The organism is Streptomyces sp. PSU-S4-23 (genome assembly GCF_055632315.1).
In genome coordinates, this window is the sequence record NZ_JBVMUU010000003.1 from 45,042 (window position 1) to 61,728 (window position 16,687).

Consider the following 16,687-nt stretch of genomic DNA (forward strand, 5'->3'; position numbering starts at 1 on the left):
GCCTGTGGCCAGCGCTGACAAGCACTCGGCTCAGCGTCGACTGCAGCCTTCCACCCGACGGCGCCGCAGCAGTGCTCCTGCGAGCAGCCGGGCCGTCGAGGAGCACGCCCCCTTTCCAGCGAAATTGCCGACGCTCGCACTCGACGCGGGCTTACGGCTCCGCCGTGCCCACCTCCCCTGGCATGACGCCCGGTCACGGCCCTGAAACGGCCGGGGATCGCCCGCGCCGTGCTTCCGGGCACGCCAACCCCCGGGCAAGCACGGCACTTCTGAGCCTTTCCACGATTCGTATCCATGTAAGGAGCAGACCGCATGAGTGACTCTTCTGCCAGCACGCAGGGTGCTGGCAAACCGGTTTTCACCGCCCGCTCGGGGCGGCTGGCCGCGCTGCCGCGGTTGCTGTCGCTGGACCAGAGCGGCGAGTTGACCAGCGCGCACGTGCGGCTGGTCGCCACGGCTGTGGGCCGGTCGGAGCGGGCGGTGTGGCGGTGGGTCGCCACGGCGCGCGCCACCGGCCACGTCGACGCGGCGTCCCGGACACGGTTCAGCATCACCCCGGAGATCCGGCGGCTTCTGGTGCTGTGGGGAGGCAACGCCTCCGCCGTGCACCGCGAGCTTAAGCAGCGGGCCCTGGCCGATCCCCGGCTGCCTGCGGCCCCGTCGCTGTCGACGATCCACCGGGCGCTGCGCCGGGACCTGACGCCCGGGGAGCGGGCCGGGCTCGCCAAGGGGGAGGCCGCCCGGCGGGCCTTCGATGTGTTCGCACAGCGCCCTCCCGCGCACCGCAACGCCGCCTGGGAGGGCGACCACAAGTGTGTGCCCGTGCGGGTGTTGCTCGAGGACCAACTCGTGCAGCCCTGGGTGACCTGGTTCATCGACTGCCACACCAAAGTCATCACGGGGGTGGCCGTGACGCCCCACGCACCCAGCGCAGATGCGGTGCTGGCGGCTCTGCGGATGGCCCTGGACCGTGTCGAGCCCTTCGGCCCGGCCGGCGGCCTGCCGGGCCTGATCCGGGTGGACCGCGGCAAAGAGTTCCTGTGTGCCACCGTGGCCTCGGCCCTTGGCGCCTTCGCCGTGCCCGTCATCGATCTCCCGGCCTACAGCCCGCATCTGAAGGGCACCATCGAGGCGCTCAACGGTGCGGTCGAGGACATGCTGTTCGTCTCCATGCCGCGCTACGTGCACCGGCAGACGCTCACCGGCGGACACACCGCGGATCCGGACGAGCCCGCACTCTCCTTCGAGGCGTTCGTGGAACTGCTGCTGAAGTGGGTGCACTGGTGGAACGCCGAGCACCAGCCCAGGGGGCTGGGCGGCCGCACCCCGATGGAGGCGTGGCGCTGCGACCCCACTCCCCTGCACGACGTTGCCGCCGAGCAGCTAGCCCATTTCGGGCTCGAGGACGACGGACGCACCCGCACCATCACCACGCAGGGCGTGCAGTGGCGCAACCGCCACTACATCGCCCCCTGGATGGTCGGCCAGGCCGGCGTCCGCGTCGCGGTGCGCCACCTGCCCCACCACGACACGACCATCGAGGTCTTCGGCCTGGACGGCGTACACCTGGGCAGCGCCGTCCTGGCCGAGGCGGCCAGCGAGGAGCAGGTCAACAAGGTCCGCAACGCCCGCACCGCCAAGGCGCGGCGTCTTCGCGCGGACATGAAGGCCGCGGCACGGCTGCGCCGCGAACGCTTCGAGGCCGTCACCACCGCCACCCCGCCCGAGCGCCTGGGTGCGCTGACCGAGGCGGAGGCCGAAGCAGAACTTGCCGAATCGGCCGCCACAGACCTGCGGCGGGCCGATCCCGGCTACATCCCGCACCAGCCCGTCCCGGATGGCTGGGCCTGCCCGATCCCCCCAGCCGCGGACGAGCCGGAAGAGGACACCCCTGAGGAGAACGCGTGAGCGGCGACATGGACTACGGCAGGCTACCCGCAGAGGACCAGGACCACTTCCACCACCTCGATGCGCATCTGGTGGCCACCGACACGCTCATGACGACCCTGGACGACGTCCAGGCGACGATCGACGCCAAGGCCATGATGGTCGCCTACGGATCGGCCGGATACGGCAAGACGATGTCGGTGAACTCGGCGCTGCGCAAAATCGCCCCCGACAACACCTACCGCCTGGAGCTGCGCTCGGGGCCGACCCCCCGCGACATCCGCCACGGACTGTTTAACGCCCTGGGCCTGCCCGGGGAACCGCCGACCCGGCCGATCGAATTCGACACCCTCCTGAAGGAAACGCTGTCGCAGACGTTCCGCGTGCTGGTGTGCGACGAGGCCCAGTGGATGGGCCGCAGCTCGTTCGAGTACTGGCGCCACCTGTGGGACGACCGCAACACCGACATCGCGGTGATCTTCGCCGGCGGCGATGGCTGCTACAAGGTCCTCAAGCGGGAACCGATGCTGGCGTCACGGATCTTCATCTGGCAGAAGTTCACACGCATGCCCGAGGCCGAGGTCGTCGCGACGCTGCCTGCGTTCCACTCCCTGTGGGCCAAGGTTGCCCCGCAGATGATCCGCAACATCGACCGGGCCGCGGCCCACGGCAACTTCCGCAACTGGGCCACCATCACCAAGCACATGCTCAACGGCATGAAGAAGAAAGGCCTGACCGAGGTCAGCCAGGATCTCGTCAACTGGGTGTACAGCAAGCTGGGCGGCATGTAGCGGCGGCCGCGGTGCGCGGCGGCCCTGCGAGCCCGGGCCGCCGCCAACAACCTTGCGCGCTGTACGGACCGGCCTGGCGCCTGGCCGGTCCGGGGAGTTATGTCAGCGTGCGAGCGGGAGGGGGGTGGTGGCAGTGGCGTACAGCGACGTAACGATCGTGGTGGACGAACAGGACGACCTGTTCTACACCCGGGCGGCGCTGCAGGCGCACCGCCCCGGGGAAGGCCGCATCACCGTGCAGCCGACGCCGGCCAGCGGCAGCCCGGCCACGCTGGCGCACGACATGCTGTATGCGCTGGGCAAACGGCTGGCCCCCGGGCCCAACTCCCCCGACGTGTGGCTGGACTCGGTGAACACGGCGTGGCTCGCCGCGGCTGCCTGGGGTGTCGCGACCGGAGTGCGGCACGTTGTGGTCCCCCGCGCTCATCTACTGACCATCCGCCGGATCGACCAGCTGCTCGCCTGGCGTGAGATGACGGGAGCTCAGCTGACGCTGCTGTGGCAAAAGCCGCCGCGCGGACTGCCGCCGGCGCTGGCCCGCGTGGAGCACCGCATCAGCGGCCGGGACCAGTTCAAGGCGCTCCTCGCCGAACCGGGACCGATACCCGCGCGCCCGTCCTTCCCTCCCGCTCCCCCGGCGATGACGGGACCGGCGGCAATGGCAGTGGCTGCGATGCAGTCACCCGCCCCGCAGCCGCGCGGGACCGGGGCGGCGTCGATGAAGCCCGGGCGGCGGGCTCACCCTTGTGCCGGTGCGTTGGCCACGGCGCAGCTGATCCAGGCCGCCCCTGCCATCGAGACCGCGTCCGAGGAGGCCGCCGCTCTGGCCGCTCTCGCGCACCCGCTCATCGCCGGAGCGCTGAGCGTGCTGGCCTTCACCCGGGCTGGCCTGGGCAGCCTGCGCTTCACCCGCGACCTGGACATCACCGGCGACGTCTCCGCCATCAAGCTCCACGGGGTAGGCCATCGGCACTGCCCTCTGCACGCCGTCCCTGCCCGGGCCCGCCCGCTACTGGCCGGCACCCGCGCCCACCACCGGCTGACGGGCCGCCCGCCCGGGGACAGCGTGTTCGCCCCCGTCATGCTCGCCGAAGCCCGGCATCTGCGCGCGCACGCCGGACGTCTGCCCCGGCTCGACCTGTCCCTGCCCGCCGGCGCCCTCGTCCCTTGAGCTGGGGTGCCGCCCGCTGCGCGCCACAGACACGGCACAGCTAAGGCCACCGTTCGCGTCAGGCACCGCCGCCCACGGCCGGAGGGCGACGGGGGATGGGGCAGATGCTGACCTTGCTGCGCCGGGTCATGTCGCTGCCAGATCCGCAGCCCAGCACCTCACGGGTGCTGGGTATGGATGATTTCGCCACCTGGCACGGACAGTCGTACGCCACTGCGATCACGGACGGTAAATGCCATCGTCCGACCGATGTCCTGTCCGGACATGAAGCGGGATCGCTCACCGCGCATCCCCGCGTGGAGATCATCTGCCAGGGCCGGGCAGGCGCCCACGCCGAGGAGCCCGGCTCGGTGCCCCTGACGCATGGGCGCAGCCGGACTGTGACGGATTCGGCATGCGTGATGCACTGCAGTGTGCCCAGGCTCCGACGTGATTCCTGCACGGTGTGGAGCAAAACCGAGCGATGCAGAACCGAAGCCCCGATGGAGGAACGACGTGGCTGATATGGGCGGGGGGTTCACTCCAGCTGACTGCACGGGTTGCCGGCGGCTTGGGGATGCGGCAGCGGAGATGTTCGTTGAGATGCAGCGGGCGGACACAAAGGCGACGACGTTGTGCGGCGTGACTGGCGGCCTGCTGGCCGTGGACGCTGCGACGCTGTCGACTGTGCCGGGGTCCAGTTGGCTGTCGGTGGCTGCGCTGGCGTGTGCTGCGGCTCTTCTTGGTGGGGCGCTCGTCGTTGCCCTGTCCGCGATCCGCCCTGTGCTGCCACGGCACGGTGGATTCAGGGTGTTCGTAGGTCCTCTCCCAGAACAGAGCGGAGCCGAGGAACTCGTGTCGACGTTCTCGGCGATGGTCTCTGGCCAGCCTGCGCGGGCGGAGGCGGAGCGGCTGGTGTTGTTCGCCGGCTTGGCGCAGCGGAAGTTCCGTGCGGTGAAGTGGGCGGTCGATTTAACGGCAACTGCCATAGGCATGGCCGGAATTGGATTGTTGAGCGGATACATCACTGCTTGAGAACATCGTGGCGTGACGGGTACCACACTCGGGGGGTGTATGTATCAGCCGCATGTCTCGGTCATCGGTGATGATCTTTGGTCGCAGTTGTGTCAGCTGGCTCCGGTCCGTGTGCGCCCGGCCAGGAGCGTGCTGTTACGGCAGGGGGATCCGGGCACCCACGTCATCCTGCTGGTCTCCGGATCAACCTTGATCACGCTCACCGGATCGCATGGCGAACGGACGCTGCTGGCGGTACGCGGCGCAGGTGAACTGCTGGGCGAGCTGGCGGTGTTGGACAACCAGCCGCGCACCGCGTCGGTCATCGCCGCGGAGGACTGCCGGGTGCACATCATCCCTGCCCCTGACTTTCTGGCCTTCGTTGACCGCCACGATCTGCAGGCCGCGTTGCTGCGTCACGCCATCGCGCGGGTGCGCGAAGCGGAGACCGTACGTCTCGAGATGGCCACTTCGGCCGTGCCCGTGCGCCTGGCCTCGGCGCTCGAACGGCTGCTCCGGGCCGCGTCGGCGGGCGGCGCCGAATGCCTCGTGCGGCTGACGCAGCTGGAGCTGTCACAGCTGATCGGCGCGTCCCGCAACGCCGTGGGAACGGCCTTGAAACCGTGGCGCGAGCAGGGATGGCTCGCCACGGAGGCGGCTGGCGGACTCATCATCCGCGACATCACATCGATCCAGTCACACGCTCACGCGTAGACGTGACCGACGGCATTGGCGCGGTGCCCAGCACTGGGCACCGCCGTCGCCCGGGCGCGTCCAGCATGAGGCAGCACACCCACTCGGATTTCCCCGACACGATGGAAAGGCTGCTGCCCATGCCCTCTCTCGTCCCGTCCGACGTCACCGATGTGCCTCCGGAGCATGCTCTGTTGACCGTCGACATGAAGGACTACAGCAAGCTCCCCGAGGCGAAGATGGCGCCTGCGCGGGCCGATCTGGACAGCATGCTGTCGACGGTGTTCGCTCAGTGCGGGATCGGCGACGTGACGCTGCTCGGTGCCGTCAAGGACCGTGGAGACGGTGCCATCTTCGTGCTGCCGGCACGGCACGCGGCACGGTTGATCGACCCTCTCCTCGTCCACCTTGGTCAGGCACTCGAGCGGCGCGAGCTGACCCGGCTGGCCAGCGCGCCGACGATCCGACTGCGGGCCAGCGTGCACGTCGGTCCCCTGGCGCCGCCGGAGCACCGGGGGGATGCGGTCAACGACGCCTGCCGGCTGGTCGACAGCGACGCGGCACGCCGGGCCATGACCGCCGCGGTGGACCACGGAGTGCTGCTGGCTGCCGTGGTGTCGGACACCGTCTTTGGCCGCACGGTCGCCGCGGGCCGCACGCCGGCTCTCAAGGAGCAGCACTTCCACCGGGCAACCGCGCGTGTCGAGGACAAGCCGGGCTTTGAGCAGATCTGCTGGCTCTTCGTCCCCGGGCTGGTCCCCTCGGTACTTGCCCCCTACCTCGCACAGGACAGCGGCGCCGTACCCGACGGCCGCCCCAGCCAGGCCACTCAGCGCAGCACAAAGGCCATCACCGCGAACGAGAGCAGTGGCGCCGTACGCCAGAAGGGCAAGGCCAGCGGCAAGGCCCGGCTGATCCAGGTCGGCCGCGACTACATCCCCAGCCAGGAGCAGTCATGACCGATGCCGAGGGCACCGCCGCGGTGCAGCAGCAGATCGAAGCGTCCGGCCAGGCACAGGTGACGCAGGTCGCCGGCGACTACGAAGAGCACCACCACCAGTACGTCCGGGGCTGGCAGTACCTGCGCAGTGCCAGTGTCGATGACGGCGAACTGGACCTCGCGGAACACGCGTTCGTTGATCCCCCCGGGCCGCAGGGATCCGGCCAAGTGGCGCAGGCCGTCAGTATGCTCAGCCGCCCCTACGGCAAGAGCCACGCCCTGGTGCTGTGCGGGGAGGCCGGCACGGGACGGCGCACGGCCGCGCTGCATGCGCTACGCAGAGCGGGGGTGCCCAGGAAGCAAATCGGCTGGCTGGTCCTGGACTGGGACCAGCCGCGCACCGAGCAGATCCCGCACGCCGAGGGGAGCGCCTGCATCCTGGACCTGACGGACTACCGCGATCTGTCGGAGGACTTCTACACCGGACTTGCCGACTACCAGAAGCAGGCCCAGGCCGCCGACGCCGTTCTGGTCATCCTGGCCGATCCGAACGGCTGGAATCCCAAGGCCCTCGCGACCGTGCCGACCGTGCACCTCGCGCGCCCCTCGGCCGTAAAGGTCGCCGAGGCCCATCTGCGCCACCTCGCTGCCGGCCGGGTGGACTGGCTGACGCACGATCCGCTCAACGACCTGCTCGCCCCCGAGGCGCCGGCATCCGACGGCGCCCGGCTGGCCCGGCTCATCGCCGAGGCCAAGGACGACGACCAGTCCGCAGTCGGAAAGCAGTTCACTGACTGGCAGAAGCATCTGGAAACCTGGTTCGAGCGGCACTCGGCGCCGGGAGACCTGCAGGAGCGCGCGCTGCTGATCGCGGCCGCCCTGCTGGACGGAGCTCCGGCCGCCGTCGTACTGAGGGCCGCGGACCAGCTGTTCACGCTAGTCGGTGGTGAGCTGCCGCGTGGCGGTGCGCTGTCCGGCCGTGACCTGGACAAGCGGCTGGACGCGATCGACGCCTCGTACACGGATGACGAGGGCATCTCCCTGGAGGAGAAGCAACGTGGGCTGTCCGGGGCTGCGCTGAAGTATGTGTGGCGGCAGCGGCCTCAGCTGCGGCCCGTGCTGCTGGAGTGGGCCTCCCAGATCAGCGCCCCCAATAAGGTCGCCGTTCGTCATCTGCAGCGCATCGCCGACTGTCTGGTGCCGCTGGCGTTGCTGCCCGGCGGCTCGACCGTGCTGTCCGTGGCCAGGCGGTGGATCGAGACCGATCGTGCGGCGCACCGTCAGCTTGCCATCCACATCCTGGAGGTCATGGCGCTCCATCCGGTCGCCGGCGTCGCCGTACGTAAGCAGTTGTACGACTGGGCCCAACAGAAGACAACCAGCGAAAAGCTGATCGCCGCGGTCGCTGCGGTCTGCGCGGGCGAGCTGGGCCAGCGGTATCCCCGGGTCGCCCTGACCCGGCTGCGGCTGCTGGCATCCCGCGATGACGACCAGGCCCGAGACGCCGTCGCCGACGCGGTGCGCACCCTGGTGAGCACTCCCGAGCAACGCGTCCTGGTGCTGTCGGAGATCGTGGAATGGGCCGAATCCAGCGACAGCACCATTCGTAAGGCCGGAGCGGGCACGTTCCTGGCCCTGACCGACATCACCAGCGACATCCTCTTGCCGCTGCCCGCGAACCAGGAGAGCACCGGCGAGGCCGTCGACGCTCCCGATGTGCTGGCCGGTCAGCTGTTCGTCCGCGGCTGGCGCGCGGCCCTGCAGGAGCCCACGGCAGCGCAGGCGGCGTACCGGCATCTGGCGGCCTGGCTGGACTCGCCCAAGCTCCAGGACGACCAGGTCCTGCCCCTGGCGGCGCAGGTGCTGCGCGGCTATCTGGGCCAGGAAGGCCCCTCCGGCCTGCTAGTGGGCTCGCCCGACAGCTCCGACCTGGGACGGGCCCGGCGCGCACAGCTGTTCGCCCAGCTGATCTCCGAGGTGGCCTCCCCTGCCAGCCCCAGCGCCATAGCGCGGTCCGGCGGTGACGGCGCCGCCGTGACGGCGTGAGTCTGCTGCGCCGGCGTGGCAGACCGGCCCAGCTCGCAGCAGATGCGGCAAGCGGGGGTACGGCTCATCCGCTCGTGCTGAGCGACGAGCGGATGGCCAGCCGCATCAGCAGTGTGCGCTTCACCGTCCGCATCACCGGGAGCTGGCAGTGGACGCATCCCGGTGACACGGGTCAGGGCGACCTGGCGCTGCCGGCGCGTGAGCACCTGCGTCGGCAGGCCGCGGGAATCCTGTGCCGACACTCCGTTCTGGATCTTGCAGCGGCCCACGACGCCATCAACTCATCCATGACACAACGCGGTTGCCCCATGCCCGGGCTGGAGGTCAGCGGCATGGCCGAGCTGAGCGTCGCGGCAGCGGACCGCGCCCTGGCCGAGGAACATGCCCGCCGGCAGCAGGCAGCAGACCTCGAACACGGCGAGGAGCTGCACCGCCTGGCCCAGCTGCAGCGGGTGCTCGCCGACCCGGACCTACGCCGCGTGTGGTGGATGGCCCAGTTCCCCGACCGCTTCAACGACCTCGGAGACCTTGCCCAGGCGCTGCAGGGGCTGCCTGCGCCGCAGGAGGCGCAGGACGACGACCTGCGTGGTGACGTCCGGCGCTTCACCGACGACCTCGTCACCACCCTGCAGACCCCGCAGCAGCGCGAGGTCTTCGTCCAGGCCCTCGTCCAGACCCTCACGGTCCTCGGCCACCACCATCTGACCACCGCCGCCGCCCTCCAGCACCGCCCTCACGATCCCGGGAGCACACCGGCATGAACCTCCACACCGCACGCTGGCTCCTGGCCCCTGTGCGCCAGCTGCGCACCCGCCGGCTCATGGCCCGACACGGGCCGACGCTGGCGTACGACACCGCCTGGGTCCTGATCACCCTGCACAGCGCACCAGACGAAACCACCCTCGTGCGCGCCTGGGCCCGCGAGAACCCCGGCGCTGCCCCCGGCATCCACTACGACCACTGGCACACACTGAGCCAAGCCGAACAGCAACGCCGCCTCAGGTGGCTGCGCAGACACGGGCACTCCCCCATCCAGCTCCTCCAACTCGACGCCGGCCTCATACACAGCACAGGCATCCACGTCCTGGACTGGGGCCGCCCACCGATCCCTGCCGACCAGCACCATGCGACACCACCTCCCCCGTCACAAACCCGCGAACAGCCCTAAGCAGATCCCGTGAAGTTGGTTGCGTCGGGTAGGCGTCCCTTGGGAAAGACGTCATGCCGAGGAGCCTGCGTGTCGAGCTGGCCGACGGGCAGTGACGTGAGCTGCACGCGTTGCTGGCTCGCCGCGATCTGGTTTCCTGGACCGCGGCAGGTCTGTTTCCGAGGTCGCCGACCTGCTTGAGTGTCGTCCGGTCACGGTCCGCGCCGCTTTCCACCGCTTCGCGGACGGCGGGATCGAGGCGCTGCCCGATACCCCTGCCCTCGCCCAGGTCGTGCAGCAAAGCTCCTGGGGCCGGACGACGGTCATGTCCCACGGGGTGGTGTAGTCAGGGCAGCTGTTTCGGTTCCGGTTGTGGGGTGATCTGCGGTTCGGGTTCGGTCGGCTTGGTGGTGAAGAGCTCGGCCATGGAGGCTTCGGAGAGGTAGCGGCGGTCGAAGACCTGCCACTCGTCGTGGAGTTCGGCCAGCACCGCGGCGGCCAGCCGGTCCAGGGCGGTGGGATTGGGGAAGACCTGGACAACATCGGCCCGCCGTTTGATCTCCCGGTTCAGCCGCTCCAGCGGGTTGGTCGACCATATCTTCTTCCAGTGCGCCGGCGGGAAGTCGGCGAATGCGGTGATGTCCACCGCCGCATCCAGCAGCATCGTCTTGACCTGCGGGAACTGCCGTCCGAGCATGTCGGCGACCACGTTCAGCTGGGTGCGCACCTGCTCGCCGGTGGTCTGCGCGAAGATGGTGCGGATGGTGGCGGCGACCATCTCCCCGGAGCCCCGCTCGATCACCGAAAACACGTCCCGGACGAAGTGAACCCGGCACCTTTGCCAGGCCGCGCCGAGGAAGACTGTGCGGATCGCGGCCACCAGCCCGCTGTGGCTGTCGGAGATCACCAGCTGGACGTTCTCCAGGCCACGGGCCCGCAGCGACCGCAGGAACTTCGTCCAGAACGGCTTCGACTCACTGTCGCCGACCATCAGCCCGAGGATCTCGCGGTGCCCGGTGGCGGAGATCCCGGTCGCGATCACCACGGCCTGCGATGCGATCCGGTGATTCACCCGCGCCTTGCAGTAGGTCGCGTCCAGGAAGACGTACGGGAAGACGGTGTGGTCCAGCGGCCGCTCCTTGAACGCGGTCAGCTCGGCGTCCAGCTCGCCGCAGATGCGGGAGACCTCGGACTTGGAGATCCCGCTGTCCGCCCCCAGGGCTTTGACCAGGTCATCGACCGAGCGGGTCGAGACACCGTGCACATATGCCTCCATCACCACGGCGAACAACGCCCGGTCGATCCGCCGCCGGCGTTCCAGCAGCGACGGGAAGAACGACCCGCTGCGCACCTTCGGAATCTTCAGGTCCAGGTCGCCGGCCTGCGTGGTCAGCAGCCTCTCCCGGTGTCCGTTGCGCCAGGTCGTGCGCGTCTCGGAGTGCTCGCGCGGCGCGGTGTCCGCGTACTCGTCTGAGTGGCCCTGGCAAGATTTCCGTGAAGTTGGGGTGTGCCCCCGTGCGCTGGTGATGCTCCGTCACAGCACGCGGCATTGTCAGCGAGTGTGACGACCTCGTACGGATTGTGTCTCCGCACCTTGATGCGGTGCGGGTGGAACGGGTGTGGGCAGAGGCCGGCACAGTGCATGTGGCTGCCCGTACCCATGAGTTGCAGGTGTCCTGTCCGGACTGCGGTCGCGGTTCGGTGCGGGTGCACAGCCGCTATACGCGTACGCTGGCCGATGTCGCCGTCGGCGGTCGACCGGTGCTGATCGGACTGTCGGTACGGCGGTTGTTCTGTGACAGCCCGCGCTGCCGACGGCGGACGTTCGCCGAGCAAGTTGATGGGCTCACGGTTCGCTATCAGCGCCGCAGTCCTCTGCTGCAGCATCTGGTGGAGACGGCCGGGGTGGTGCTCGCCGGCCGAGGCGGAGCCCGGCTCCTGCGCATCCTGAAGGTGCCCCTGTCGCGGACCAGCGTGCTGTTTCACCTGATGCGCATGCCGCTTCCGCCAGCAGCCGCCCCGCGGGTGCTGGGCGTGGACGACTTCGCGCTGTACGCAGATGTCTACGGCACCCTGCTGGTGGATGCCGACACCCGGCTGCCGATCGAGCTGTGGGCCGGGCGCGACGCCGAGCAGCTGGCCGCCTGGTTGCGGGCACACCCCGGCGTTGAGGTGGTGTGCCGGGACGGCTCGCTCATCTATCGGCAGGGCATCACCGACGGCGCCCCGGAAGCGGTGCAGGTCAGTGACCGCTTCCATCTGTGGCAGGGCCTGTCGAAGCGTGTCGGGGATATTGCAGCCGCCCACCGCGGCTGCCTGCCCGCCGCGGTGCCCGAACCCGAACCGGCCCTGCCACCGAGCCCAGCGGCACCGTCCGACCAGGCCGACACCCCCGCCCGCCGCCACGCGAAGAACCTCTTCGAGGCGGTGCACGCGGTGATCGACACCGGCCGCTCGCTCAACGCCGCAGCCAATCAGCTGGGCCTGAACCGGCGCACCGTGCGCAAATACGCGCGAGCCGCCACCTGGCAGGAGTGCGTACGCCGCACCCGGCCCCGCCGGCCCACCAGCCTCGATCCCTACCTGGAGTACTTGCGGCAGCGGTGGGAGGAGGGCGAGCACACCGCGACCGTGCTGCACCAGGAGATCGTCGCCAAGGGCTACCGCGGCCACTACCAGCGGGTCAAGATGGCCATTGCGCCGCTCCGCCGCGGCCTGCCGATCGACACCCCACGCGAGCGGCCGCCCTCGCCCCGCGAAGTCGCCCGTTGGATCACCACCGCGCCATCGCGGCGCAGCCTGCACGCAGCCGAGGCACTCAGACGGCTGCTCGAACACTGCCCGGAGCTGGACCGAACCCACGACCTGGTGCGTCGGTTCGCCGCCATGCTCGAAGCCCGCGACGCCTCACCGCTACCGGACTGGCTCGAGCAACTCGCAACTTCCCGCCTCCCAGCCTTGGCCAGCCTGGCCAAGGCCATCCGCGAAGACCAGCCCGCAGTAGTGCAGGGCATCACCACCCCGTTCAACTCCGGCGTCAACGAAGGCCGCATTACCGACCTGAAGCTCCAGAAACGGATCATGGCCGGCCGCGCGGGGGTCCGGTTGCTCCGCCACCGTGTCATCCTCATGGCCTTGCTCCGACGCCATCACCCGTGACGGAGCGTCACCAGCGCACGGGGGCACACCCCAACTTCACGGAAATCTTGCCAGGGCCACGTTCACTTGTACGCCGACACGCGGCACCGATCACCTCGGTGGCCTCGGCCTCGATCAGCTCCTGCAGGATGCGCTCGCACACCACCCTAATTGTTCAACTCCCTCGGCCCGACGTAGTGACTCCAGCAGCCGCATCAGCTCAGACTGGGACAAGGCCATCGCGTGCTCCTCCGGTCGAACTGCCCGTTCACCAGAGAGACTTGCGCGATGGCCTGCCCTTGTTCAGGGAGCATGCACCGCCAACGGATGCACGCCCCCGGGCAGACACCCGCGCGTTCCGGAACCCTGCCCGACTACACCACTTCACGGGACGCGATCCGGACGACCGGTCCCCGCTCTGGCCGAGTTGCTCGATGTCTCCGCCGAGGCGGGATCACGTGAGCGCCCCGGCCCTATGCCACTGGCCAGGTCGAGCGCGGGGTGGAGATCTCGGCAGACTTGATGAGCGAGTTGCTGCACCGCGAGGGTTTCCGCTGGAAGCGCACCCGTGACAGGACGCGGCACAAGGCCGACCCCGGCCTCCAGCAAGCCGCCCGGGCCCAGCTGGAGGGCTTGCGGCCTGGCGGCAGGCCGCACACGCCGGAGAACGCTGCCTGATCTTTCTAGACGAGTCCGGCTTCGCGCCGACGATGCCCACCGGCTGCACCTGGCCGCGCATCGGCCGACAAGCCGTGGTGCCGCGTGAGGACACCAGAAACCGGCGGGTCAACATGCTCGGCGCCAAGATCTTCGGCATTGAGTCGGCCTCCTCTGGCAGCACACCTGCGGGAAGATCGACGCGCGGACGCTGCTTGAGTTCGTCTGCGCGCGGCTGGCGGGCCTGGGTGGTGGCGCGGCCGTGCTGGACCTGGCCGTCGACGGCCTCGGCACCGATGTGATGCCGGTGTGGGAACGGCGCAGGCCGGTGCACGATCGTGCTGGACAACGCCTCGGCGCATGTGGCCAAGGCGTTCAAGCGCCGCTGTCGTCAGGCGAAGATCGGGGTGGAGCTGTTCTATCTGCCGACATACAGCCCGGAACTGAACGGCATCGAGCTGGTCTGGCGGCAGGCGAAGAACGAGAACTGCCCACAGCGTGCCCCAGCAGCGAGACCGACTCCGAGCATCAGCAAGGAACTTCGCCTAAGAGGTCCTAACAAAGGCGTTGGACGTGTCGGTGGGTGATGAGGCAGGTGGCGAGGCCGAGGAAGGCTTCGTGGATGTCGTCTCGCCGTTCCCAGCGGATGCGCAGGCGGCGGAAGCCGTGGAGCCAGGAGATCGTTCGCTCGACGACCCAGCGGAAGATGCCCAGGCCGGAGCCGTGGGGCTGGCCGCGTTCGGCGATCGCTGGTCGGATGCCTCGCTGCCGCAGCAGTCGCCGGTACTTGTCGTGGTCGTAGCCGCGGTCGGCGAAGAGCATGGCCGGTCGGCGCCGTGGCCGCCCGACCGTGCCGGCCACGGGTGGGACCTTGTCCAGCAGCGGGATCAGCTGGGTGACGTCGTTGCGGTTGCCGCCGGTCAGCGATACCGCGAGCGGGATGCCCTGCCCGTCGACAAGGACGTGGTGCTTGCTGCCCGGCCGCGCTCGGTCGACCGGGCTGGGACCGCTTTTGGGCCCCGCCGGGCCGCCCGCACGTGGGAGGAGTCGATCACCGCCCGCGACCAGTCCAGTTGCTTCGCCGACCGCAGCTTCTTCAGCAGTACCAGGTGCAGCTTCTCCCACACGCCGGCCTCGTTCCAGGCGGCCAGGCGCCGCCAGCAGGTCATGCCCGAACCGAACCCCAGCTCCTGCGGCAGGTACTCCCACTGGATGCCGGTATGCAGCACGAACAGGATCCCGCACAAGGCCTGCCGGTCCGGAACTCGCGGCCGACCCGCCACCAGCTTCGGACCCGGCTCGGGCAGCAACGGCTCGATCAGCGACCACAGTTCGTCCGACACGATCCACGGCCGAGACTGACGCTTCCCCACGACCCGACCAACGAGCAGACAAGCCGACGGTCACTTGATCAAAAACTTCTGTTAGGACCTCTAAGCCGCTTAGACGGGCAGGGTGCCGTCGGGATCACCGTGAATCCAGGAAAGACCGCCCAGGTCAAGGCGTTGGCGGGTGCGGGTGACGGCTACATAGGCCAGGCGGGCCTCGACGTCGTCGATAGGGTCGGGCGGCATCGCGGTGTCGGTGCGCTGGTCAGGAGCGTCGTTTTCGGGGCGGGCGAAGTCGTCTGCGATAAGTACACGGGGCCATTCGCGCCCCTTGGCCTTGTGGGCGGTGGAGACGGTGACCTGGGCGTGTAGCTCGGGGGCGAGGTGAGCGACGGCGGCGAGGATGGCCTCAGTGCCGTGGGTGTCGACCAGGTTGACCAGGGGCTGCAGGTCGCGGCCGGCCGGGTCGTGAGCGGCGTAGTCCTGCAGGTCGCCCCATGAAGGAAAGAGGATGAGTTCGGGGTGATGGGTGCGTCGGCCATCCTTCAGGTCGGGGTCTGTACGGTCTTCGGTGTAACTCCCGATCATGGAAGTAGCACCTGATGAGCGACGTGACTGTCTCTGCCGAGGCGGTTGAAGAGGTCTGGCCGGCCGAGTTGCAGGCGGACGTGCTAGACGAGCAGTTGATCGGGCAGTTGGTCGACCGGGCCCGCGCGAGCGGCCTGCAGCTGACCGGCGAGGGCGGGCTGTTGCAGCAGCTGACCAAGCGCGTGTTGGAGTCCGCTCTCGAAGGCGAGATCACCGACCACCTCGGCTATGAGAAGCACGACCCGGCCGGTGCCGGTAGCGGCAACAGCCGTAATGGGGCCCGGTCCAAGACCGTGCTGACCGACGTCGGTCCGGTGGAGATCACGGTGCCGCGTGATCGCGACGGCAGCTTCGAGCCGCAGATCGTCAAGAAGCGGCAGCGGCGGCTGACCGGTGTCGACGAGATGGTCCTGTCGCTGTCCGCGCGTGGTCTGACGCACGGTGACATCTCCGCCCACCTGGCCGAGGTCTATGGCGCGAGCGTGTCCAAGCAGACCATCTCGACCATCACCGACAAGGTCATGGACGGGATGGCCGAGTGGCAGAACCGGCCGCTGGACCCGGTCTATCCGGTGATCTTCATCGACTGCGTGCACGTGAAGGTGCGAGACGGGCAGGTGGCGAACCGGCCGATCTACGTCGCACTCGCGGTAACGGTGGACGGCACGCGCGACATTCTCGGTCTGTGGGCCGGCGATGGCGGCGAAGGCGCCAAGTACTGGCTCCAGGTCCTGACCGAGATCAAGAACCGCGGCGTCGAGGACGTGTGCATGGTCGTCTGCGACGGGCTCAAGGGCCTGCCCGACTCGATCTCGGCGGTCTGGCCCCAGGCGGTGACCCAGACCTGCGTTGTTCACCTGATCCGGACCTCGTTCCGCTACGCGGGCCGCCAGGACTGGGACAAGATCTCCCGCGCGCTCAAGCCGGTCTACACCGCTCCGACCGCGAGTGCGGCGGAAGACCGGTTCCTGGAGTTTCAGGAGGAGCGGGGCGCCAAATATCCGGCGATCGTGCGGCTTTGGGAGAACGCCTGGGCCGAGTTCGTACCGTTCCTCCAGTTCGACACCGAGATCCGCCGTGTCGTCTGCACCACCAATGCGATCGAGTCGGTCAACGCTCGCATACGAAAAGCCGTCCGGGCCCGCGGCCACTTCCCGAACGAGGCCGCAGCCCTCAAATGCGTCTACATGGCCGTCATGAGCCTGGACCCCACCGGCCAGGGACGCAAACGCTGGACCATGCGCTGGAAGCCCGCCCTGCAGGCCTTCGACATCGCCTTCGACGGCCGACTCTCCGTCGGCCGCCGCT

General features: G+C 69.2%; 17 protein-coding genes and 2 pseudogenes. 14 read left to right on the top strand and 5 right to left on the bottom strand.

Features of this window, described 5'->3' with window-relative positions:
• Window positions 1-387 precede the first annotated feature (387 nt).
• From ACZ79I_RS39470 to ACZ79I_RS39515, 10 genes are all read left to right on the top strand, one after another.
• Entirely contained in the window at window positions 388-1,908 is a 1,521-nt protein-coding gene (locus ACZ79I_RS39470; protein WP_471505689.1) for a transposase, read from the top strand.
• Window positions 1,905-2,678: an AAA family ATPase gene (locus ACZ79I_RS39475; RefSeq protein ID WP_471505665.1), complete on the top strand. Its 774-nt coding sequence runs from the start codon at window positions 1,905-1,907 to the stop codon at window positions 2,676-2,678. The genes ACZ79I_RS39470 and ACZ79I_RS39475 overlap by 4 nt, the downstream gene beginning before the upstream one ends.
• 127 nt (window positions 2,679-2,805) lie before the next feature.
• Window positions 2,806-3,849 (top strand): hypothetical protein, encoded by a 1,044-nt coding sequence (locus ACZ79I_RS39480; protein WP_471505667.1) that lies wholly within the window; start codon window positions 2,806-2,808, stop codon window positions 3,847-3,849.
• A 104-nt stretch (window positions 3,850-3,953) separates the two neighbouring features.
• A complete protein-coding gene (locus ACZ79I_RS39485; RefSeq protein WP_471505669.1) occupies window positions 3,954-4,352 on the top strand; it encodes a hypothetical protein in 399 nt (132 codons plus the stop codon).
• A gap of 67 nt (window positions 4,353-4,419) precedes the next feature.
• A complete protein-coding gene (locus tag ACZ79I_RS39490) occupies window positions 4,420-4,863 on the top strand; it encodes a Pycsar system effector family protein (RefSeq protein WP_471505671.1) in 444 nt (147 codons plus the stop codon).
• 39 nt (window positions 4,864-4,902) lie between these two features.
• Window positions 4,903-5,556, top strand: a complete 654-nt coding sequence (locus ACZ79I_RS39495) for a Crp/Fnr family transcriptional regulator (protein ID WP_471505673.1) — start codon at window positions 4,903-4,905, stop codon at window positions 5,554-5,556.
• A 65-nt stretch (window positions 5,557-5,621) separates the two neighbouring features.
• Window positions 5,622-6,494 (top strand): hypothetical protein, encoded by an 873-nt coding sequence (locus tag ACZ79I_RS39500; protein ID WP_471505675.1) that lies wholly within the window; start codon window positions 5,622-5,624, stop codon window positions 6,492-6,494.
• Window positions 6,491-8,521 (top strand): hypothetical protein, encoded by a 2,031-nt coding sequence (locus ACZ79I_RS39505; protein WP_471505677.1) that lies wholly within the window; start codon window positions 6,491-6,493, stop codon window positions 8,519-8,521. The genes ACZ79I_RS39500 and ACZ79I_RS39505 overlap by 4 nt, the downstream gene beginning before the upstream one ends.
• A gap of 74 nt (window positions 8,522-8,595) precedes the next feature.
• A complete protein-coding gene (locus ACZ79I_RS39510; RefSeq protein WP_471505679.1) occupies window positions 8,596-9,282 on the top strand; it encodes a hypothetical protein in 687 nt (228 codons plus the stop codon).
• The gene (locus tag ACZ79I_RS39515) at window positions 9,279-9,689 is read left to right on the top strand and encodes a hypothetical protein (protein WP_471505681.1); all 411 of its coding nucleotides are present in this window, start codon (window positions 9,279-9,281) and stop codon (window positions 9,687-9,689) included. The genes ACZ79I_RS39510 and ACZ79I_RS39515 overlap by 4 nt, the downstream gene beginning before the upstream one ends.
• Window positions 9,690-10,014: 325 nt before the next feature.
• On the opposite strand, the gene ACZ79I_RS39520 is transcribed toward ACZ79I_RS39515, so the two are convergent.
• Window positions 10,015-11,196 (bottom strand): IS256 family transposase, encoded by a 1,182-nt coding sequence (locus ACZ79I_RS39520; protein ID WP_471505691.1) that lies wholly within the window; start codon window positions 11,194-11,196, stop codon window positions 10,015-10,017.
• A gap of 116 nt (window positions 11,197-11,312) precedes the next feature.
• Between ACZ79I_RS39520 and ACZ79I_RS39525 the strand changes: the two genes are divergently transcribed.
• Window positions 11,313-12,827 (top strand): ISL3 family transposase, encoded by a 1,515-nt coding sequence (locus ACZ79I_RS39525; RefSeq protein WP_471498703.1) that lies wholly within the window; start codon window positions 11,313-11,315, stop codon window positions 12,825-12,827.
• A 58-nt stretch (window positions 12,828-12,885) separates the two neighbouring features.
• On the opposite strand, the pseudogene ACZ79I_RS39530 reads toward ACZ79I_RS39525, so the two are convergent.
• Window positions 12,886-13,046: pseudogene (locus ACZ79I_RS39530) on the bottom strand (IS256 family transposase); the annotation flags it as partial.
• 261 nt (window positions 13,047-13,307) lie between these two features.
• On the opposite strand from ACZ79I_RS39530, the gene ACZ79I_RS39535 reads away from it, so the two are divergent.
• Window positions 13,308-13,484 carry a winged helix-turn-helix domain-containing protein gene (locus tag ACZ79I_RS39535; protein ID WP_471505683.1) on the top strand — a complete coding sequence of 59 codons (177 nt, stop codon included), beginning with the start codon at window positions 13,308-13,310 and terminating at the stop codon, window positions 13,482-13,484.
• 317 nt (window positions 13,485-13,801) lie between these two features.
• A complete protein-coding gene (locus tag ACZ79I_RS39540; RefSeq protein WP_471505685.1) occupies window positions 13,802-14,050 on the top strand; it encodes a transposase in 249 nt (82 codons plus the stop codon).
• On the opposite strand, the gene ACZ79I_RS39545 is transcribed toward ACZ79I_RS39540, so the two are convergent.
• The 3 genes and pseudogenes from ACZ79I_RS39545 to ACZ79I_RS39555 form a co-directional block, all read right to left on the bottom strand.
• Window positions 14,019-14,405 (bottom strand): transposase, encoded by a 387-nt coding sequence (locus ACZ79I_RS39545; RefSeq protein WP_471505377.1) that lies wholly within the window; start codon window positions 14,403-14,405, stop codon window positions 14,019-14,021. The two genes, ACZ79I_RS39540 and ACZ79I_RS39545, sit on opposite strands and share 32 nt — an antisense overlap.
• Entirely contained in the window at window positions 14,384-14,806 is a 423-nt protein-coding gene (locus ACZ79I_RS39550) for an IS5 family transposase (protein WP_471502720.1), read from the bottom strand. Before ACZ79I_RS39550 ends, ACZ79I_RS39545 begins: the two co-directional genes overlap by 22 nt.
• Before the next feature lie 99 nt (window positions 14,807-14,905).
• Window positions 14,906-15,343 (bottom strand): annotated as a pseudogene (locus ACZ79I_RS39555) (3'-5' exonuclease); the annotation flags it as partial.
• A 59-nt stretch (window positions 15,344-15,402) separates the two neighbouring features.
• Here ACZ79I_RS39555 and ACZ79I_RS39560 point away from each other — a divergent pair.
• Window positions 15,403-16,687, top strand: a 1,285-nt coding sequence (locus ACZ79I_RS39560) for an IS256 family transposase (RefSeq protein ID WP_471505693.1), incomplete at its 3' end; no start/stop codon positions are given.